This window comes from Streptococcus parasanguinis, from assembly GCF_001069785.1.
Classification (GTDB): Bacteria; Bacillota; Bacilli; order Lactobacillales; family Streptococcaceae; genus Streptococcus; species Streptococcus parasanguinis_T.
The window spans coordinates 14,623-34,686 of record NZ_JVSR01000002.1 but is presented as its reverse complement, the minus strand read 5'-3'; the positions used below and the strand labels follow the sequence as shown (position 1 = coordinate 34,686).

Annotated in this window: 23 protein-coding genes and 2 pseudogenes; 4 read left to right on the top strand and 21 right to left on the bottom strand. The window is 39.9% G+C overall.

What is annotated here, in order from left to right; all coding sequences use genetic code 11:
- Window positions 1-2: 2 nt before the first annotated feature.
- Genes ADG03_RS00210 through ADG03_RS00195 form a run of 4 tightly spaced genes read right to left on the bottom strand, consistent with a single transcriptional unit; the run spans window position 3 to window position 2,465 of the window.
- A complete protein-coding gene (locus tag ADG03_RS00210) occupies window positions 3-557 on the bottom strand; it encodes a hypothetical protein (protein ID WP_049472769.1) in 555 nt (184 codons plus the stop codon).
- Window positions 558-583: 26 nt separating this feature from the next.
- Window positions 584-1,057 carry a hypothetical protein gene (locus ADG03_RS00205; RefSeq protein ID WP_192832139.1) on the bottom strand — a complete coding sequence of 158 codons (474 nt, stop codon included), beginning with the start codon at window positions 1,055-1,057 and terminating at the stop codon, window positions 584-586.
- Between the two features lie 18 nt (window positions 1,058-1,075).
- Window positions 1,076-1,927, bottom strand: a complete 852-nt coding sequence (locus tag ADG03_RS00200; protein ID WP_049472767.1) for a CbrC family protein — start codon at window positions 1,925-1,927, stop codon at window positions 1,076-1,078.
- Window positions 1,928-1,958: 31 nt separating this feature from the next.
- Entirely contained in the window at window positions 1,959-2,465 is a 507-nt protein-coding gene (locus ADG03_RS00195; protein ID WP_049472766.1) for a YfbM family protein, read from the bottom strand.
- 119 nt (window positions 2,466-2,584) lie between these two features.
- On the opposite strand from ADG03_RS00195, the gene ADG03_RS00190 reads away from it, so the two are divergent.
- Window positions 2,585-3,604 (top strand): hypothetical protein, encoded by a 1,020-nt coding sequence (locus ADG03_RS00190; protein WP_049472765.1) that lies wholly within the window; start codon window positions 2,585-2,587, stop codon window positions 3,602-3,604.
- Window positions 3,605-3,634: 30 nt separating this feature from the next.
- Here ADG03_RS00190 and ADG03_RS00185 read toward each other — a convergent pair whose 3' ends face one another.
- The 3 genes from ADG03_RS00185 to ADG03_RS00175 all read right to left on the bottom strand — a co-directional run bounded on the left by ADG03_RS00185 (window position 3,635) and on the right by ADG03_RS00175 (window position 5,420).
- The gene (locus ADG03_RS00185) at window positions 3,635-4,441 is read right to left on the bottom strand and encodes a hypothetical protein (protein ID WP_049472764.1); all 807 of its coding nucleotides are present in this window, start codon (window positions 4,439-4,441) and stop codon (window positions 3,635-3,637) included.
- A 48-nt stretch (window positions 4,442-4,489) separates the two neighbouring features.
- On the bottom strand, window positions 4,490-4,684 hold the full coding sequence (locus ADG03_RS00180; protein ID WP_080976902.1) for a hypothetical protein: 195 nt from the start codon (window positions 4,682-4,684) through the stop codon (window positions 4,490-4,492).
- A gap of 169 nt (window positions 4,685-4,853) precedes the next feature.
- On the bottom strand, window positions 4,854-5,420 hold the full coding sequence (locus ADG03_RS00175) for a hypothetical protein (protein WP_049472763.1): 567 nt from the start codon (window positions 5,418-5,420) through the stop codon (window positions 4,854-4,856).
- A 356-nt stretch (window positions 5,421-5,776) separates the two neighbouring features.
- On the opposite strand from ADG03_RS00175, the gene ADG03_RS00170 reads away from it, so the two are divergent.
- Genes ADG03_RS00170 through ADG03_RS00160 form a run of 3 tightly spaced genes read left to right on the top strand, consistent with a single transcriptional unit; the run spans window position 5,777 to window position 8,105 of the window.
- Window positions 5,777-6,580 carry a MerR family transcriptional regulator gene (locus ADG03_RS00170; protein ID WP_173019380.1) on the top strand — a complete coding sequence of 268 codons (804 nt, stop codon included), beginning with the start codon at window positions 5,777-5,779 and terminating at the stop codon, window positions 6,578-6,580.
- Window positions 6,577-7,392, top strand: a complete 816-nt coding sequence (locus ADG03_RS00165) for an ABC transporter ATP-binding protein (RefSeq protein ID WP_049472761.1) — start codon at window positions 6,577-6,579, stop codon at window positions 7,390-7,392. The genes ADG03_RS00170 and ADG03_RS00165 overlap by 4 nt, the downstream gene beginning before the upstream one ends.
- The gene (locus ADG03_RS00160; RefSeq protein WP_049472760.1) at window positions 7,389-8,105 is read left to right on the top strand and encodes an ABC transporter permease; all 717 of its coding nucleotides are present in this window, start codon (window positions 7,389-7,391) and stop codon (window positions 8,103-8,105) included. The genes ADG03_RS00165 and ADG03_RS00160 overlap by 4 nt, the downstream gene beginning before the upstream one ends.
- A 105-nt stretch (window positions 8,106-8,210) precedes the next feature.
- Here ADG03_RS00160 and ADG03_RS00155 read toward each other — a convergent pair whose 3' ends face one another.
- The 14 genes and pseudogenes from ADG03_RS00155 to aroA all read right to left on the bottom strand — a co-directional run bounded on the left by ADG03_RS00155 (window position 8,211) and on the right by aroA (window position 19,977).
- A complete protein-coding gene (locus ADG03_RS00155; protein ID WP_049472759.1) occupies window positions 8,211-9,065 on the bottom strand; it encodes an ADP-ribosylglycohydrolase family protein in 855 nt (284 codons plus the stop codon).
- 14 nt (window positions 9,066-9,079) lie between these two features.
- Window positions 9,080-9,883: an alpha/beta fold hydrolase gene (locus ADG03_RS00150; RefSeq protein WP_049472758.1), complete on the bottom strand. Its 804-nt coding sequence runs from the start codon at window positions 9,881-9,883 to the stop codon at window positions 9,080-9,082.
- A 131-nt stretch (window positions 9,884-10,014) separates the two neighbouring features.
- Window positions 10,015-10,893, bottom strand: a complete 879-nt coding sequence (locus ADG03_RS00145; protein ID WP_049472757.1) for an aminoglycoside phosphotransferase family protein — start codon at window positions 10,891-10,893, stop codon at window positions 10,015-10,017.
- Between the two features lie 106 nt (window positions 10,894-10,999).
- Window positions 11,000-11,608 (bottom strand): Type 1 glutamine amidotransferase-like domain-containing protein, encoded by a 609-nt coding sequence (locus tag ADG03_RS00140; RefSeq protein ID WP_049472756.1) that lies wholly within the window; start codon window positions 11,606-11,608, stop codon window positions 11,000-11,002.
- 176 nt (window positions 11,609-11,784) lie between these two features.
- Complete coding sequence (locus ADG03_RS00135; RefSeq protein ID WP_021153052.1) at window positions 11,785-12,828, bottom strand: DMT family transporter; 1,044 nt, start codon at window positions 12,826-12,828, stop codon at window positions 11,785-11,787.
- A gap of 304 nt (window positions 12,829-13,132) precedes the next feature.
- Complete coding sequence (locus ADG03_RS00130; protein WP_003003487.1) at window positions 13,133-13,453, bottom strand: TfoX/Sxy family protein; 321 nt, start codon at window positions 13,451-13,453, stop codon at window positions 13,133-13,135.
- A gap of 21 nt (window positions 13,454-13,474) precedes the next feature.
- A pseudogene (locus tag ADG03_RS12020) lies at window positions 13,475-13,615 on the bottom strand (VOC family protein); the annotation flags it as partial.
- Between the two features lie 118 nt (window positions 13,616-13,733).
- Window positions 13,734-14,225 carry a phosphoribosylanthranilate isomerase gene (locus ADG03_RS00125; RefSeq protein ID WP_042766118.1) on the bottom strand — a complete coding sequence of 164 codons (492 nt, stop codon included), beginning with the start codon at window positions 14,223-14,225 and terminating at the stop codon, window positions 13,734-13,736.
- Between the two features lie 20 nt (window positions 14,226-14,245).
- Complete coding sequence (locus ADG03_RS11715) at window positions 14,246-14,401, bottom strand: hypothetical protein (protein ID WP_173019390.1); 156 nt, start codon at window positions 14,399-14,401, stop codon at window positions 14,246-14,248.
- A 238-nt stretch (window positions 14,402-14,639) separates the two neighbouring features.
- Complete coding sequence (gene rlmD, locus ADG03_RS00115; protein ID WP_049472755.1) at window positions 14,640-15,998, bottom strand: 23S rRNA (uracil(1939)-C(5))-methyltransferase RlmD; 1,359 nt, start codon at window positions 15,996-15,998, stop codon at window positions 14,640-14,642.
- 62 nt (window positions 15,999-16,060) lie between these two features.
- Window positions 16,061-17,374, bottom strand: coding sequence for an LCP family protein (locus ADG03_RS00110; RefSeq protein WP_049472754.1), 1,314 nt, complete (start codon window positions 17,372-17,374; stop codon window positions 16,061-16,063).
- Window positions 17,371-18,225, bottom strand: a pseudogene (pheA, locus tag ADG03_RS00105) (prephenate dehydratase). The gene ADG03_RS00110 and the pseudogene pheA overlap by 4 nt, the downstream one beginning before the upstream one ends.
- The gene (locus ADG03_RS00100; RefSeq protein ID WP_049472753.1) at window positions 18,216-18,701 is read right to left on the bottom strand and encodes a shikimate kinase; all 486 of its coding nucleotides are present in this window, start codon (window positions 18,699-18,701) and stop codon (window positions 18,216-18,218) included. Before ADG03_RS00100 ends, pheA begins: the two are co-directional and overlap by 10 nt.
- Entirely contained in the window at window positions 18,694-19,977 is a 1,284-nt protein-coding gene (aroA, locus tag ADG03_RS00095; protein WP_049472752.1) for a 3-phosphoshikimate 1-carboxyvinyltransferase, read from the bottom strand. The genes ADG03_RS00100 and aroA overlap by 8 nt, the downstream gene beginning before the upstream one ends.
- Between the last annotated feature and the right edge of the window lie 87 nt (window positions 19,978-20,064).

Here is a 20,064-nt window from a genome sequence, read left to right as displayed (position 1 = left end):
ATCTAGGAATTATGAATTAATTTCTCCAATTCTACTTCTGAAAGATATCCATGATTGTATAGTTTACTTAACAAGGCTTCATCTACGGTAATTTCATAATAGTCAGTCACAAACTCATGAAATCTCTCAAAGCTATCAAAGAGGTAAGATAGCAACCATTCTCCGCCATCCTGATCTTGGTAAGTCTGTTGATGCGCGTGACCGTCATACCAGATAAAGAAGGTTGTTTCATCTTTTTGTTCTTCTGAATAAAGTGAGACATACTTTTCATCCAGTCCTTTATAAAAACTATCGATGATATCTTGATTCCACTCGTCAGCACCAAACTGGCTTAAACTACTTTCATGATCAAAGCCTTTTATAAGGATCATTTTATCAGTCAAAATCACATCTAAAGAATCACCAGATCCATTATCAATAAGATAGCGGACTCCATAGTCTTCCTCAGTCTTAATCACGAGTCTGAGCCAATCCTCACTCGGATCTGTCAGATATTCGTCAATGACTAGCAAGGCATCTAAGCGAGTCTTTATCTTGTCCCAATCAATCTTTCTCATCTCTAAAAACCTCCATCTTATTCTTGCTATTTATCAAGATCACAAGCCCTATAACGAGCTGTTAGATAGCCTGAAAAGCTAATCTGAGGGATATTCCACTCATTAGGCAAATAAATCGAACAATCTACCTGATCTCCAAGAGGAGAACTTGCTGAAAAATCATATCTTCCCAAATCTTCGTTATTGGAATTTCTTTCAACTTGACTCAATCTGCTAGTATTGAACCAGTCTTTAAACAGTAACCAGATTTGCTCGGCAGCTTCGTTTAATAGGGAGACTTTCAAGTTGTAGCTGATTCCGACTCTACATCTTTTTTTGAATCCTGACTCATCAGCCTTACAAACTTTTATCGATCCCTTATCATACTGCCAGTTATCACTATCTAATAGGGGAAATTGAGCAGATAGATTGTCTTTAAATCCCTGCATAGTATCAAATAAATCTTTGGAGGCAGCTTCGAATAATTCTAGTTCTTTCATAGTCTTCTCTTTAATTTTCATAGCGAATCACATTTTGATTTAATCTGCATCAACCCAGATCTGGTATTTTTGACAATGGAGACATCTAAACAAATAACCACAGATAGGCCCGTCTTTAACCAAGTAGTCTTCTACATCTTTATATTCTTCACGCGCTTCATAGTCTGCCAAGACTTGCTCAGCGATTCCCATATCCTTCAATTCTCGAGTTCCAACTGTACCCAGGTAAGCACAATAATCTTGGCAACAAGAAAGCCAATATTCTCCCTGCCAACTAGAGTAGCCTGGGGTCTGACAAAAAAGCAGCTGATTCTTTTCTGGATCCAATTCACCTTGCCACTCGGCATCTTGGATAAATTCCGCATCGAATTTCTTAGCTGCTTGACCGTTTGCAATACAAGTTGGGCAGAGATGTACTATCTCTTCAATACTATAGGGTCTAAGAGTATAATAAACATTACTTTCTTTCCCACAAGATGGACAAAGCTTGGCTTCTCCTTCAACAAATGAACCTGTAGCTAAGGGATCTGGATGATAGAGAAAATGAGGCAAGTTTTTTAACAAGTCCTGTCTTTGCTTCTTCTCTTCTTTTCTTAGAGGACGAGGAAGGGCAAAACGATCGCCATGACTCTGACTCATTTCTTGTAAACAGCTCAGTTTCTTTAATTGTTTTCGGTCTGGTTTATCTAAAATTTCGGTAAATAAGCTATAGGCACTGGTGTAGAGACCCAATTGCTCATAGAGATCAACTAAGACTTTCTTAGCTTCTAAATCATCAGACTTAGCTAATTCATCAGCTAAATCATAGAGTTCCGCAACACTGGAAGAATTTCCATCTTGTTCCAGGTATTGCTTTTTTAAAGTAATATACTTTTCTAGAAATGGATTCATGGGACTACCTTTCTAATGGAATATAAGAACCTTAACAAATAGTCACTAAGACATTCCCCTTGTGGTTTAAGATTTCCTTGTAAAAGTCTTTCATTTTGACAAAGCAGGTTAAAATATCATCCTTGATTTCTTCCTCTTCCTCAAGATAATCCCAAATATCAGGATACAAGTCGGCTTTCTTGCATGCTTCCATACTAAAGTATTTCAAAGCCTTGTCCATATCAAATTCTTCTAAAGCTTGACTGATAGCCGCAATTCTCGATTTTTCAGTATAGGCGATATATTCAGATACATCCTCTAGAGGAGTCACCCCTAAAACAGCTTCTCTCAAGGGATTGTCATCCAAAAATTCTGAACTACTAAATCCTGTCATGACAAAGAGAAGAGCATCCCACATTTTGTCGATATCTATTATGATATCATGAGTGTCAGCGGAGTCCTCAGCAAAGTCTAACAAGTCATCTTCTTGGTTAGAAAGAGCTTTTATTTGTTCTAATTCATTGTCTGATAAATATTGATAATTGGCAATCATTCCCATGATTTTTCTCCTTTGAATCTTGTAGGATAATACTGATATTTCTAGCTCTATTTCTATAGAAAATGCTATAATGGAGCTAAGAAATTGTTTTATTGAATGTTAAATAAAGGGAAATAGTAATGTTCACTAGTATTGTTTTGGGTTTTTATGCTCTTTTCTTTCTATCCTTATCCTTTACTATCTACCTCTATATCAGACTTGTAGTTGCGGTTAAAAAAGGCAAAGACATTCCCAAATGGATTTACAAACTTGGCCATGCTGTTCAAGGAAGAATTCACGTTGACTATGAAGAAATCACTGATGCTAATGCCCTTAAAGAGATTCATTGGTTCTTGCTGATCTATTTAATCGTAAATCTACTCGTATTGGCTGTCCTCTACTATCATAGTAATAGCTTTCCTCAAGCCATTTATGAATGTTTGAAAAAACAATTTTTCATCGTACTTGTTAGTATGGTTTTAAAAAGTATTGGTAAATTTGTTGTACTGGCAATAAGCAAAAACTTTCATAACAGTCATGTCTATGCATCAACCAACGCTGTTATCGGGACAGCTTTTTTAACAAGTTATGTTTTTATGTTCTGCATGATGATGAGTGGTCTTCCAGCTCAACCAGTTCCAGTAACCATTCAAGATACCACTGTCATCATCGGTGAAACCAAGGCTTCCGAGCTTTTAGACCAAGGCTATACCTTTGGAGATAAAGGAGCAGAGAGTTCCATCACCAATCCCAAAAACGACCACTTCTACTACGGTCAGCTTCTTGAAGTCAAGCGGGATGATCAGTCCTGTGGCTTTATGAGCCTTACTCCTACTGGAAGAGATACTGATCAACTCAAAAACTGCGTCATCACCTATTACAGAACACCTAAGGATAGCAAGCAACTAGAAAAAATTTCCATCAATCATGTCAAGCTAGCAAATCTCAAACTCCAAGACTTTCAAACACGAAAATTAATCGATATCTTTGAAGTCAATCCAGCTGATTATAATGTCTCTGATAAGGATACCAACTTCATTCTGACTATTCAAACAGCAGATTACGACCTCTGGAAAAGATACCGGATTGAATCCAAGTTCAATTCAGATGGTTCCCTAGATAGCTATGGAGTCAGAGCCCAGCATAGCATGTGGGAATGATTCACCATTTCCCACTTTATCACATAAGCATTAAACTGGAAAAATATCGTCGACAAGTTTATAGGTTTCGATGAATCGAAGGCCAGAGGAACCTTTATCTCTAGTGATTTCTTCATAAATATCTTCTAAATTTTGGGCAGGTGCTAACATCCAAAGACTAAAAGGTCTAAGTTTCACCTGTCCAATTTTTTCAATATTTTCTAATAATTGCCCTAAATCTTTGTGATTGAACCAGCAATCTGTAACGAGAGCAAACTTTGTATTGTCCATCTTACAGGAGATTTGACTGGTCAAAAAATCATCGATGGAGGGCTTTTTTGTTTGTAAGAGGCGTGTGCAAGCCAAATGATACTCAAGCTTTCTAGGACTCTGCTCAACCATAGATACAAAGACAAGACCATACTGGTCTTTGAACTTAACAGTAAGGAGATCTCCTTCTTCAAAATAAGGTTTACGTTTAGTTTTGGCTTTAGTGACCTTTAGAGGTCTAGGATTTTCAGTTTGCAACTGGATAGCAAGTTTATCCAAGACCTTTTGCCTTTGCTTCAAAGCCTTTGAATCTATTTCCAACCAAAATGGATCAGCCCCTTTTTTGATAAGCTCCAAGGTTTTATCTCTAATATCGTCTGTCAGGTGACCAATCTTCCACAGTGAGTAGGCAAGAGCAGTCCAATAAATTTCTGTAAAAAAGTCTGTTTGACAGTAATCTTTCTCTGCATCGAGGATATACTTGATGATATTCGTCACATGTTCACCATCTCTATAGCGACCAACTACTTCATTGTAAATATCATAACCTTGATCACTGTCAATTATTTTAACGCCATCAATAGCCATTCTCAACTCCTAATGCTCAATCGACATCTTATTGGTAAATCTCAAAGCTTATTTAATCTTATGCTTGTTCATTTTCTCTTGGAAAATATCTGTAAGAATTTGTTGCAATTCTTGAGCTTCCTTTTCAGGAAGTTGGCCTTCTTGTTCAGCTACTGCATACAACTCCGGATACTCGAGCGAAACTCTCTTAACAGTACGTGTAATGGCATGTTTTCTAACAAAAAATGGAATCCGTTTAATCATATCTTGAGGAATTAATGCGATAATCTTATTTTACAAGATAGGTTTTCCTGATTTCCATTTTCATGATAGATATTTCTCCTTAAGAAGCTAGATAGTGCTAGATGTTTCTCTTTACTGCTCAATCCGTCTACTCAAGCAGTGGCATACACTCATAAAGAACTTTGTTTGACTATTGAATATCTTCCATCGCTTCTTTCACATATTCTTCGACATCTTCAATCTCTACAAACAGCGGGTCTAAGTGGCATAAGAAGTGCCAATCTTCGGTGCCGCGTTTTCTGTAGAGAATCGCTTCGCCGTCTTCACTTCCGAAAAAGCTTCTGTCAACTTCATACCCTTTGTTTTCTAGAAATACTTTTGCCTTGCGGAAGTTTGCTTCTCGTGCTTCGACATAAGCTTTCACTTCATCGTTATTCACGACATATGCATCTACTTTTGTAGCTCCTTCGATCATTTTATCGTTTTTAACGGATAGATTCGAAATTTCTTTCCAAATAATGTCCACATTTTCCTCAGAATTAAACGAAAATCTAGATAAAGGGACAATATTTCCATTGAAGACAATCTCCATATAATCCGGTAGATTTTTTGGATTAAAATACTCCACATCAAAACTATCTTCTTTTTCTAAAGTATATCCCGGGATTTGCGCTACAAAGGCTCTTCCCTCTTCTAAAGAATCAAACACGACTAAATCTTTTGAATAATTGTTTTGGTAAAATTCTAATAGATACATCCTTAATCCTTTCAATATTTAGATAGAAGATAGTTTTTTAGCAAACTAATATACTCAACACGTGAGGATAGAGATTCAAGCATTCTTTTTACTAAATAGGATTGATTGCTAAAAATTTCACCAGCTTACCTCCTCTTGTCTCATCCTCAATTATAACACGTTTCCACTCACATATCAGATATTTATTATTGGACCAAATAACCTTTTGAAATAGAAAACAAGCTCACCAATTCATCAAGTCTATATTTTTTATGAGATTCTTCATTAATGCTAAAAGATTTACAGTTTAAATTTTATTAAAAATCCTTGTTCATGACCTTACGTAACGATGTATAATAGGTATGAGGAGGTGGGTAATGATGGCTAAATATAGAGCAATTCCGGAAGGATTTATGACAGTGGGGGAACTTGCTAAGAAAATGGGCATTACCATCCGTACTCTACAATATTACGATAAAGAGGGGCTACTTTCCCCATCGGCAGAAAGTGAGGGAGGTCGCAGGCTTTATACCGATAAAGATATAGTGCTACTCCATCAGATTCTATCATTAAAATCATTAGGCTTTTCTCTCAAGGATATAAAGGGGCGTTTGATCTCTTTGAAAACACCTGATGATGTTGCTAAGGCTCTTACAGAGCAAGCAGATATTCTTCGTAAAAATATTGAACAACTTAAGGATTCTTTAGTCGCAATAGAGCAGTTAAAGGCAGAAGTTTTACAAATACAGACGGTCAATTTTAAGAAGTATGCAGACATTATTGTCAATCTACAGATGAAGAATGACTCCTACTCTCTCATTAAGCGCTTTGATGATGATACGCTCGACCAGATACGCAGTCGATTTGACAAAAAAAGCGGGCAAGATTTTATGGATAGGTTGAACCGCCTAAGTGATCAAATCGTAGAGCTTCAGAAAGAAAATGTACCAGCTGAAAGCGAACAATGCCAACAGGTTGTGCAAGAATACTGGAGTTTGATTATGGAGTTTACAAATGGTGATATGAGCATGCTTCCGAAGTTGATGGAAATAGGGAATATTGATACCGCCTCAAACGCTTGGGAAGAAAAGCAAAAAATCGTTAATGATTATTTAGGGCCTGCTTTACAAGTCTATTTTTCAAGGCTTGGAACCAATCCCCTTGAGGAGGTAGAACCATGAAAGACGCAATAGAGGTTTCTGGATTAAAGAAAAGTTATGGTAGCAATATGGTTCTTAGAGGTCTCGATTTTCAAATCAAACAAGGAGAAATCTTTGCTCTGCTCGGAGTGAATGGAGCTGGAAAAACAACAACGCTTGAATGTATCGAAGGTCTGAGAAAATATGACGAAGGCACTATCGTTGTAAACGGGAAAACCGGAATTCAACTACAGTCCTCCTCTCTACCCGCTCACATCAAACCGATAGAAGCCATAAAGCTCTTTGCAAAATGGAATCATACATACATTGATAATGCTATGCTAAAGGCCCTTGGCATAAAAGAAATGAAGGAGTCGCAATACATAGAATTATCCACCGGTCAAAAAAGAAGATTACATCTTGCTCTTGCACTTATCAGTAATCCGGATATTATTTTTCTCGATGAACCGACAGCGGGACTTGATGTTGAAGGAAGACTATCCCTCCATGAAGAAATCCGAAAGCTCAAATCACAGGGCAAGACAATTGTTTTGGCAAGCCACGATATGGCCGAAGTTGAAACCTTATGTGACCGCATTGCTATTTTGAATAGTGGAAAGATCGTCTTTTGTGGTACTCCTTCAGAACTAACAGACAGGTTGGGAAGAAAATATTTCATCCATTTAAAGACCCGGGACGGAGAGGAATCTTTTGAAACAGATACGATCGAGGACACTTTGATTTCATTATTGGAAGAATGCAAACACAAAAATATCCAGATATTGGATATCAAGGTTGATCGTGGCACACTGGAGCAGCATTTCATCGAAATGGCAAGGAGGGGATCGGAATGAAAGGATTCTTATATAGCCTAGCATTACAGTGGAAATTGGACATACGAAGTAAGTCTCTCTTGGTTACTTACTATATTGTACCGCTTATTTTCTTTCTTCTCATGGGTGGTATTTTTACTTCCGTTATGCCTAAAATGGGTAGTACACTCATTCAGTCAATGATTGTCCTGAGTGTTTCTATGGGGGCCTTTCTCGGCTTACCGCCTTCCTTGATTGAAACATTCGGAAGCGACATAAAAAAGATTTATAAAGCAAATGGTGTGCCTATTCACTTAGGACTGGTGACCATGGTTCTCTCTGCCTTTGTTCATTTGATAATGACTTGCATAGTGATCCTACTGCTTGCTCCAATTTTATTTAAAGCAAGTCTACCGAGTCAACTTCCCCTTTTCTTTCTCGCTCTGGGCATCTACATTTTCGTATCGTTGAGTATCGGAAGTATACTGGGCCTTACTGTAAAAAATCAAGCAAAGCTTACCATGATAGCGCAACTTGTCTTTTTACCCTCAATTATGCTCTCAGGAATCATGTTTCCTAGCAACTTACTACCTGATTTTCTTCAAGCAATCGGGCGTCTTTTCCCAGCCTTTTGGGGATTCCGATTGATGGTCAATCATGGTTTTGGTCTTGAAAATCTTTGGTATCTGATTCTTGTATCCTGTATTGCAGTAATATCCTGTATCCTCCTCTTGAATCAGCAAAAATCTAACTAGGTGCCTGAATAAATCCATAGCAACATTAACTTTTAAGCAAAAAGCGACGAGATTGTTTCCTATCTCGTCGCTTTGCCGTTTTTAGTTGTCTTTATCTAATCTCTGTTATGTTATTGAAACTTCTTGCTCCCATCGTCTGAGGACATCCTTTAAAGGCTCATCAAGATAGGTATAGGCCTTATCCTTAATCCAATCAGGTATGCCATAAGCTGCTTCTGCTATACTTCCTGTGATAGCAGCAAGAGTATCACTATCCCCACCAAGAGAAATGGCATTTCGAATAGCATCTTCAAAATCTGTACTTTCAAGAAAGGCAATGATGGCCTGAGGTACCGTATTCTGGCAAGTTTCATTAAAACGATAAGTAGGACGAATGTCATCTAGTGTTTGAGAAAGATTATATCCATACTCTTGTTCTATGTGTTCCTTGATGAGTCTCTTACACTCTGTAGGATTATCGTTGATCGGTTTTCCATAGTCGCCACTGTAACCTCCAAAGTAATAACGACACATAAAGATAGCATCAGACGTCGCCATAGCCCCTTTGACCCCCTCTGGATGGTTATGAGTCACCTCTGCAGAAAGTCGTGCAACTGCTCTTCTGGACGGCCAGGCTCCCGTTCGTGCACAGAAACTACAATCCATGGTCCAGGCACATGGAGAAACACGCATTGCTGAGCCATTTCCAAAGCTATTATAAGGTTCTCGATCGTCGCCATCAACCCAATTCCCAAATCTTGCACCGTAACCTGCATCGGGATACATCCTACCATACTTCTTCATGGCATCAATAAAGTCATCCTTCTGTCCACCATTCATGATCGCTTCTGCAACAGCACAGGTCATAACCGTATCATCTGTGAAAAAACAATCCTCACGAAATAATGGATAGTCTTTCGTTTTAATGTTGTCCCATTCATAAACAGAACCAACAATGTCTCCAACTATTGCTCCTAACATCAGATTCCTCCTTATTACATATCAGATTCATTAAACATTTCCAATGAATCGCTCTTTAAAAACGGCTCAACCAAATCAATCCACTTTTGAGGTAGATAAGCTGATAAATAGCCGTGGTTATAGCCTTTAGCTTCATACAAGATCGTATTGGGATGGAGCTGCTGAAATAATTTCGCCGATGCTTTCACACAGTTCAATTCTTTTTCACCGTAGATATACAGAACCTGCGCCTTACTAGCAGAAATCGTGTCCTTGAGCTTGTAACGCCCCATATAGGTTTTGTAAATGGTCACCAATGTTTTGATAGGTGTCCTTGGCAGATCCTCTAAATAATAAGCTTTTATTTCCTCTGGATAAGCCAGTTTAGGATAGAGTTTGTTCATCATGCTTAACTGAAGTTTACAAGAGAATTTATTGAACATCAATTTACCAAATAGAGACACTAGAAAGATGCTGATTTTAGCTAACCTTGGTTGAGGAATACAGAGGCTTCCGTCTATGATGGCCTTCTCAGCAATTTCACTGTCTAAAGACAAAAGCTCCATGGCAATTTGACCACCAAGTGAAACACCACCGATTGCTAACAATTTCCCACCACAGTTTGCTTTGATATAGTCTAGAATCTCCAAAGCAGAATCTTCAGTAGAAACATAATCAAGTTGATATTCCTCGCCGTGGCCATTCAAAGTGGGTAGAATAACACGGTATTCTTCTGATAAAATACGTGCTTGACGAAGATAATTCCACCAAGAACTGCCACCGCCATGTATCAGTAAGATAGAAGGCGAATTCCTATCACCAAATTCATGGAATTTCATGTTTAAACTCCTTACTATACCAGTTTAACTTGTATTGATTAAAATCACCCATATTAAAGATAGTCAGATGTGTTTAAATTTGGGCAAATAATCGTGTCATATTTTCCAAAAATGATATTCCAACGTTTACATTATTCAGTCTTCTTCTTGTTCAAGTACCAACTAGGAATGATTTGCTTCATATCATCATACCATTCTAAAATTTCCTTAGCTTGTTGTTGCATTACTGATATTTCTTCAGCTCCGTAAGGTACAGCCCACGACAGAGCACCAACTATGTTATTTAGAATATAGATAGCGAGAAGCTTCCAAAATAAATCCGGAACCTTATGATCAAAATATCCATCTATCATACCAGACGCAAAAGAGGAAGAGACTTGAGCAGACCATACAATACGATTGAATTCCTCCCAAGGATCTCCGATATCAAATCGATCAAAGTCAATGACATAAATTTTACGATCTTCACCAATCATGAAATTCCCGATGTGATAATCTCCATGTTGGAAAACCTGAGGTCTATCTTTTAACAATTCTCGATTTGCATTTAAAAAATCAATAAAGATCTGACCATTTTTATATTGAACGGGACATTCTTTGTATTTGGAGATTTTGTCATCAATTTTTCGATTATAAAAGACCTCCCAATCTTCACGAACTTCTGTAACAGGGAGTGAATGAATTTTTTGAAGGATTCTTCCTGCTTCTACTCCGTAAATGTATTGTTGTTCTTTTGAAACAGTTAAAATGGTTTCTCGAGCATCTTTCCCATCTATCCATTCATGTAAAGAATGTACTTCGTCATCGCATAGTTCTATGTTAATCGGTTTACACATCGGAACTCCAAGAGAAGCTACTTTCTCCATCATATCAAATTCAAATTTTTTAGAATCTAACTTCTCCTTATCAGAAACACGCAAGAAATATTTTTGCTGATTTTGATCTGTCACACAATATTTTTTATCATCTGACCAGCCTTTATTTATGCCTATCTTACTAATAAAATTCATCAAGCACTCTCCGATTCACTTTCCAACACTTCTTGCAGTTTTCACTAGTAACCCATCCAGTTCGTCTACACTTTAGTCACCTAGATCAAGATTTAGATAATGGAATCTAGTCAATTTTCTCAATAATGTTTCCAAGTTTATCTAATACAAGACAGGAATGATCATTTAGTGGAATTATGGGAACATTAACGAGTTCTTCAGCTCTATCCTTATTAGCTTTATCATTCCAGGAATCATAATGGACACTAATTAAAAACTGACTAAAGAGTCCTAATCCATTTTTTATCTTTATCTGATGATCTGCATTATCATTAGGTGAAACATAAACTTTTTCTCCTAATAATAGGGCTCCTGCAGAAAATCCCATAACTTTCGCCCCTTTATTCAGCATACAATCGATATAATTTTTGAACTGCTGATTGACGTAAGTAGCTAAATACTTTTCCGTATTTCCACCACCGATAATAATTAGATCAGCATCTAGATAGCTATCAAAATTAATCTGCTCAGTGTCCAAGAGTAAGTAATCAGTGTTTAGATTAGGACATTGACTTCGGAAAACTTCCGTGTACTTTTTCATATACGGTTCCCAATTTTCTCGATAAACTGTAAAAATGACAATTCTTTCGATCTTCCTTGATGACACAATTTTATTAACAACCGTATGGTTCTTTATCGGCGGATTTCCACCCATTAAAAAAATTTGTGTTTCCATTTTTTCTTTGTCCTTTCTCAAAAACGAGGCAAAGATGGTACTCCAACTTTTAATCTGTCCATACAAGTTTTGCCGATAGCTCTCAGAAACTCTTCACATCTACCGAATTTCAGAACAAAAGCAGCTCCTTCTGATTTCATATCAGCCTCTCGTAATAGCCTGTCTTATATTTGCTTTTACCTATCTTTTTCCTTTCCTAGATTCTCTAGTTCCTCGATAGAATGACGATGCCTGTGCTTCTCTTCTGTTAGATAATGCTTGTGGACATGCGAATGCCTTACCGTATGCGTGTGGGTACTTCCGCCATGGCTATGCGTGAATGTATGCTGGTGTTCATGGTCATGTTGGCGAATAAACGTATCGACTACCACTAAAGCAGAACCAATGACCATCACGATCAAGGCGATCACATACATCCAGGATAAGGATTCACTTAAAAATACAAAAGCAAGGAGAGCTCCGATCAACGGATTGACAGCATAATAGGCACTAGTTTTAGCTGCTCCGAGAACATTCTGGGCTCTCACATACATGAAAATGCTGAGTCCGTAAGCCACAAAACCTAAAGCCAAGGCAATGGCGATATAGCCAAATCCTGGAAAGGACTCTTTTTTTATAAGGGAAATGACCAGAGCGCCAAGACCTGAGCATAGGCCTTTTAGCATGACAATTTGATAGGTGCTCTTTGATGATAGTTCTCTAGTGCAGTTATTTTCAAGTCCCCAGCAAACGGTAGCCATGATCACCAGCAAAGAACCATAAGAGAAATGAAAGCTGTCTGTTCCTTCAAACGACAGCAAGATGCTTGACAGGGTGATTAGCCCAATAGCTACCCATAATCTTTTGGTTACAGCTTCTTTGAAGAGAATCAAGGCAATGACTGTCGTCGCCACAATTTCAAAATTCCCGAGAAGCGATGCATTGGCAGAGGAACCATAGCTGATTCCAAGCATCAGAAAAATCGGTGCAGCAATATCGAGAACAATCATTCCGACAATATAGGGAAGTTCCGCTTTTGTCAGGCTCTCAGCTTTCTCCCTGTCCTTCTTATTAAAGAGTGACATCATCCCAATACCAATCCCAGCACCAAGATACAACAATGCTGCCATTGTAGTCGGGCCCACATGCTGCAAAAGAACCTTTGATATCGGTACATTTATGGCATAAAAAACAGCTGCCAGAAAGGCAAACATAATTGCTTTGAGCTTATTTTTCTCCATCAATTTTACTCCTCTATTTCATTATTTCTGGTCATGACCTCTATATCACAGCCCAGATCCAAACCAAAGTATCACTCCATCCAAACAGGAATTCGCCTAGAACTCAAAAGGTTTGGGGAGTTCAAATCTCCAGTGGAGCTTTGAAGCATCTCGCCTTGAAATGTCAAAGCGAGAGGTTTAGCTACGTTTTACCAACAAGCTCATACACTCGACATGCGCAGTCACCGAGAACATATTCACATGCTTTTTAACGATCGCATAAGGTTATCGTTAAATGGTATTACCTAGATAAACTGAGATTTTATTATTTCTTTTTCTTTGGTTTTGGTGCAGGTAACTCATCATACATTGAATTAAATAAGCCGGTTAAATATTCTTTGTTGTCAACATCATCTACCAATAGCATTTCCTTTGCACCTTCATACGGCAATTCGTATTCTACATTCGGCATATACGCAATTGCAGATTTGACAGGCTTCACTAAAAATCTATCATCATAAATTCCACCTATGATTTTCCCTCGATAATAAATTATATACTCACCCATCATTGCTCTATATGATATTTCTTCTAACTCGGACAATTGTTCTAAAATGAAATCTAAATATTCTTTACTTGAAGCCATTTTTGCTATCTCCCTTAATTACTAAAATTTCAATAGTCCATTTTCATCAAATTGAAAATTGGGTCCCCAAGAAACTTCCCAATAATATCCATCTAAATCCGAAAAATATGCGTGATATTCACCCCAGAAAAGTACCTGTGGCTCTTTTACAGTTTTTCCACCTGCTTTTCATTACTAATTCTATTACTAGCCAATATAGTATAAATTAAATGACCAATAAAATTGAAGATAAAATAACATAGCAGCCATTCCTACAACTTACTACTTTTCATATGATAATTTACAAATGTCTTTCCAGCCACTCGATCTTTTTAAAATCCTTATTGTTATTGTGATCATTTCGATAGGAGTCTTGAGAAGAAGCTTTGTAAATACTTAGATACTGCTCCAGACTTGGAAGACGAAAAGTGATGCCTTCAATGTGAATAAGCTCTATATCCGATTCCGAAACTCCTGCAAAATCAAGTAAGGAATCGATACTTCCAAATTCAACACTCACTCTATCCTTTTGGAATTCATGCTCATGAATATCTATTAAGACGTAGCCTAAGTCTTTCATCACTTTCATTATCTTGAACCAGTCATAAATTCTGAGATGATCAGGTGCTTCCCAACCTCTAGGGTCACCAGGTACATGAATGTCAATGTCAGACGGCCCCCAATTTTCTTTCGTTCTAAACTCCAATCCCAAAGAACCCATCAGTGTCGGTGTAATTCCGACTCGATTTAAATGGAAACAAATGGTTTTAAATTCTTCAAATAAGAGACTCATATTTACTCTAAACCTTTCATCTAAATGTTCGTTATTTCTACTTTATTACCTTGAACAAAATCATTTTCATTTTCTAGAGTATATCCAGTTATTTTAGATACAAAGTCTTTTCCTTCTTTTAAGGACCCAAATGCGACTAGATCTTTATAAGAAGGATTTTGATACAATTCCAACATATACATCTCTAGTCCTTCTGATTTTTGAACGATTATCCACATTTCACAAACAAGCTTACACATTCAGCTGTTCGGACTTACCGTATCGTTTCGTCGTATACTCCTTACTCTACGACAGTTATCCCATGGGCTGAACATCTACTTCTACTTCGCTGATGACTCAGCTCGTACAAGCAGTGATACCGCATCAACATGATGCGTTTGTGGGACTCAAAAGGTTCGGGGAACCTTTTGAGGATTAACTGCGTTTCACCAACAAGCTCACACACTCGACATGATGCGTCTGCGGAAAAAGATCCACCGGCTGTACTTTCTTCAATTCATAGCCCAACTCTTGGTAGAGTTTGATATCACGCGCCATGGTGGCGACGTTACAGGAGATATAGGCGATGCGGTCAGCGCCTGTTTGGGCGCTGGCTTTGATGAAGCTTTCGGTCAAGCCCTTGCGTGGTGGGTCGACTAGGATGGCAGTTGGTTGGATGCCTTCCTTAAGCCAATTCTTCATGGCATTTTCAGCTGTGTCACAGACATAGTGGGCATTGGTGATGCCATTTATACTAGCATTCTTCTGGCTATTCTCCACGGCTTCGGGGATGACTTCTACTCCGTAAACTTCCTTGACATGCTTAGCAACTGACAAGCCAATGGTCCCAATTCCTGAATAGGCATCGATCACCACATCATCTTCTTTTAACTCCGCAAAGTCAATGGCTGTCTGGTAGAGCTTCTCTGCCATTTCGGTATTGACCTGGTAAAAAGCTGGTCCAGAGATTTGGAAATCATTTCCCAACATTTGATCCGTAATATAGTCTTGACCATAGAGAACTTGCCATTCTTTTCCAAAAATGGCATTGGTATTCTGGTCATTAATATTTTGCATGACGGATTTGATAGCTGGGAATTGCTTGATCAATTGCTCGATCAACTGGTCCACACGGAAAATCTTGGGACGAGTGGTGACCAAAATGACCATAATTTCTCCAGAATGGTAGCCTCGACGGACGACAAGATTGCGAATCAGGCCTGACTGTTCCTTCTCATCATAAGGCTTGAGGTCAAACCGACGAATCAAATCCCGAAGTGCCAAGACCACTTGATCAATGACTGGATCTTGGATATAAAAATCTTCAATCGGCATCAAATCATGGGAGTTCTTCCGAAAGAAGCCTGTCTCGACCTGACCATTGACACGACGAACAGGGACTTGGGCCTTGTTGCGATACTGGACAGGATGGTCCATCCCCAAGGTCAGAGGCACTTCCATATCAGTGATTCCCGCCATCTTGTAGAGGCTATCCTTGACCTGCTTGGCCTTGAATTTCAGTTGCTCCGGATAAGCCAGGTGCCCCAAGTCGGCGATTCCGCTTCGTAAATAGGCAAGATCCAGCTCTTCATTACGATGAGGGGATTTTTCTAAGTACTCCTCTACTTTTCCATAGCCAATCTTTTTGTTGACTTTAAGCACGCGCATGCGGACAACTTCTCCTGGCAGGGCATTCTCCACAAAAAAGACCAGGCCATCGACCTTAGCCACTCCTGCTCCTTCGTGGGTCAAATCGACAATCTCAACGGTTACAATTTCATTTTTCTTTAACATGGTGTTCTATCTTTCTACAAATTAAAAGGGGTGGAGTCCAAAACTCCTATCCCCTTATTATATCATCTCAGTCCCATTTGGTACAATTTCTTTTTATAAGCATCGAAATCGACGAGCAAGCCTTGGCCACCATACATATCGTAGGCATCGACCCAATCCCCGTTTTCTGGGATGGTCACTCGTTCAATTCCTTTTCCAGCACTACCGACTAGGCCAAGTCCATTGGTCAATAGGAAGGAGAAAGGTACATTGGTAGACGTCATAGCAAAGACTTTCCCGAGGGCTTCTGATCCCGTAAAGAGTTTGGTTGGATCCTTGATCTGATGCATGATAGCAGACATGACCTCTTGTTGGCGACGGGTCCGACCAAAGTCCCCTTCATCATCCTTACGGAAACGCGAGTAATTGAGAAGGGTCCGGCCATCCATCCGTTGCTTTCCAACCTTGATGGTTTGCTGCGGAACGACACCGTCTTTCATGTTCAAATCATCTGGTACTTCTACTTCACTGACTTTTTCGCCATCAACCGTTGAAAATTGCGCATTCATCTCGACCCCATTTGGGAAGAGCGTATCGATCGCTGTCGCAAAGGTCTTGAAATCGACCATGGCATAATATTGGATGTCAATGTCAAAGTTGTCTTTGAGCATCTGACGCACCAATTCAGCCCCTTGGTTGTTATTTTGCTCCCCGATGGTGAAGGCTGCATTAAGCTTCTGGTCGTAGTAGCCATCATATTCAGGAATATTTTGCTGGCTGACACCATCGATATGGACCAATGTATCCCGCATGAAGCTGACCATCTTGATCTTACCTTCTTTGTTATTGACATTGACCACCATGATGGAGTCTGTCCGGGTCTCGTCCGATTTCTCACCGATCCGACCATCTGTCCCCAAAATCAGGATATTGACCCCATCTCGCGACTTCTTGCCGTTAAATTTCTCAACGACAGCTGGTTTGGCATCTGGACCTGTCGGCTTACTGTTCAGGCCTTTCACAAACATGAAGACCATGCCACCGATAATGAGCAAGAAAAAGAGAGCAAGCCACTTGAGAATCCGCTTGACGCGGATCTTTTTTCGTGGTTTCTTAGGTATATCGCTCGTCGTAGCAACTGTTTTCTTCTTAGACTTTTTGCTACGTGATTGGTAAACAGGGAGATCCCCAATTGGTTCAGCAATCTCTCCTTGCACTTCTTCTGTAGCGTCTACCTCCGGTTGAAGGGCTTCTGCTTCCTCATAAGCTCCTTGGCTCTTCTTGAGCAGGTAATTGTATTCTAGTTGTTCTCGTTCATTCAAATAATGAAAATTTGAGTATAAGTACTCTAATCGCTTTCGCTCATGGTGAGATAGAAAGTTGGATTCGTTACTCATCTTTTCTCCATTCCGTTATCTTTTAAGGTATAGACCTGATACTGACCCAAGACTTTTGTCTGAATGCCCAAACTGTCTAATTCTTGATAGGCAAATTGCAAAAGGTCAGGCGCTTCGTTTAGGAGGTCAATAATGAAAAAGTATTCTCCTAAAGCTGTTTTTAGGGGACGACTTTCAATCTTGGTTAAATTGATTCCCCTCCAAGCAAAAGTGGACAAGCCCTTATAGAGGGCTCCTGCCAGATTACTTGGCAAGGTTAAAGCCAAGCTAACTTTTTGAAGGGAGGAACTTAAAGTTTCTGAGATCGCTGGCTCTGTTGCCCCTAAAATCCAAAAACGTGTATAATTGTCCTCGATTTCTTGAATATCTTTGGCCTAGACTTCCAAGCCATACTAACTGGCTGCTGCCAGAGGGGCAATAGCCGCAATCTCCAATTCTGGATGTTCTGCTACATAGCGAGCTGCATAGGCTGTTGAAGCCGTCATTTCCATGGCCACATCTGGATAATGGGCCCTTAGAAAAGCCTTCCCTTGAGCCAAGGCCTGTGGATGCGAATAGACCGTTCGAATAGGCCGATCTTTTCTAGCCACCAAGAGCTGTTGCTTGATGGGATAGACCACTTCTGCAACGGCCTGGATGGTCCCTTGGTGAAAGAGGTAATCGATGGTCTCGTGGACACTGCCTTCAATCGAGTTTTCAACGGGGACAACTGCAAAATCGATCTCTTGATTCTCATAAGCCTTGATGACATCTGTGATCGTCCGATAGGCGATGCGTTCAGAAGTCGGAAAGCTATGAGTGGCCACATCATGGGTAAAAGATCCCTTGGGACCTAGATAGCCTACAAGCATCGAATAATCTCCGCAATTTCGTCAGGTGTTTTGTCCTTAACATCCACAATATGAGTAGCAATCGCTTCATACAAAGGCAAACGGCCATCAAAAATCTTCTTGAATTCTTCTTTGGTATTGTTTAAAAAGAGGGGACGTTGCATAGCTTTGTCATTTTGAATGCGACTGTACAAGGTTTCAAAATCCACGCGCAAATAAATGTTGTATGGATTTTTTTCCAAGAGGGCACGGTTATGAGGATTGACGACAATCCCGCCACCAGGGGAAATAATAGCTGTCTCGTTTTCCAATAAACGCTCTAACATCTCAGCCTCACGGCGACGAAAGGCAGCTTCTCCTTCTACTGCGAAATAGTCATTGATCGACATGCCGATCTCTTTAACAATTAATTCATCCATATCATGAAATTTTGGATCAAGAATCCGGCCAACGGTCGTTTTTCCAGCTCCCATAAAACCAAGTAAAATTTTAGCCATGCAGTAAGGTCTCCAAATCTTCAAAAAAACCGGGGTAACTGGTGTTGATGGCCTCTGCTCGATCCAGCACCACATTTCCTTCACTCACCAATAAGGCAGCAATGGCAGCCATCATCCCAATCCGGTGGTCTCCAAAGGTCTCTAAGTCAGCTCCATGTAAGGGAGTCGGACCAGTGATGATCATTCCGTCTTCCATTGGCACAACATTGGCTCCCATGGCATTGAGGCTATCTGCCACGACCTGGATGCGGTCCGTTTCTTTCACACGAAGCTCTTCAGCATCCGCAATCACAGTCTGACCATTGGCTTGTGTCGCAAGTAAGGCAATAATCGGCAATTCATCAATTAAGCGTGGAATCAACTCCCCATCAATCCGAATCCCTTTTAAGGACGAAGTCTTGACAGTGAGACTCGCAGAGATCGCTTTTTCATCACGATCCTCAATGGTGAGATCTCCCCCCATTTCCTGGATCACATCGAGAATCCCTGTCCGCGTTTGGTTGAGTCCAACATTTTCAATCTTGATCACACTATCTGGAAGGATGAGTCCAGCCACTAACCAAAAGGCCGCACTGGAAATATCTCCAGGAACAATGACTGTTTGACCTTGGAACTCTTGTCCCCCTTGGATGCGGATGGTTTTTCCATCCACCTGGATCTCTCCACCAAATTGGCGAATCATATCCTCTGTATGGTCACGGGTCTTTTCCTTCTCGATAATCGTCGATTTACCCTCAGCCTGCAGAGCAGCAAAGATGAGAGCCGACTTGACTTGAGCCGATGCGACTGGCAAACGGTAATGAATCGGTTGTAGCTGATGGGTCCCTTTTTCATGCAAAGGCGGGCAATCGCGCTCTCCCTGGCCAGCAATTTCTACTCCCATTTGACGCAGTGGAATCGCTACACGATCCATAGGCCGTTTGGAAAGGCTATCGTCTCCGACCATGGTCACTGAAAAATCCTGGCCCGCTAGGACACCTGATATCAAACGAATAGAAGTCCCTGAATTACCCATATCAAGGGGATCGGTCGGAGCTTGAAGGCCCTGAAAGCCTACCCCTTGAATCTGAATCACATCCCCGTCATCCTGGATGGAGACTCCTAAATCTCGAAACACCTGGATTGTAGAGAGCACATCTTCGCCTCGCAAGATATCATAGACCTTGGTTTCACCTGTTGCGAGACTTCCAAAAATAATGGATCGGTGACTGATGGATTTATCACCAGGCACACGAATGATGCCCCTGAGACCCTTGCTATTGGTTCTTAATTTCATTGCCTTCTCCAGAGTGCTTTTCCTCATATTCTATCATAATTAAGGCATGAATTCAATTTTTGATCAAAAATTTGGAACAAATAACGA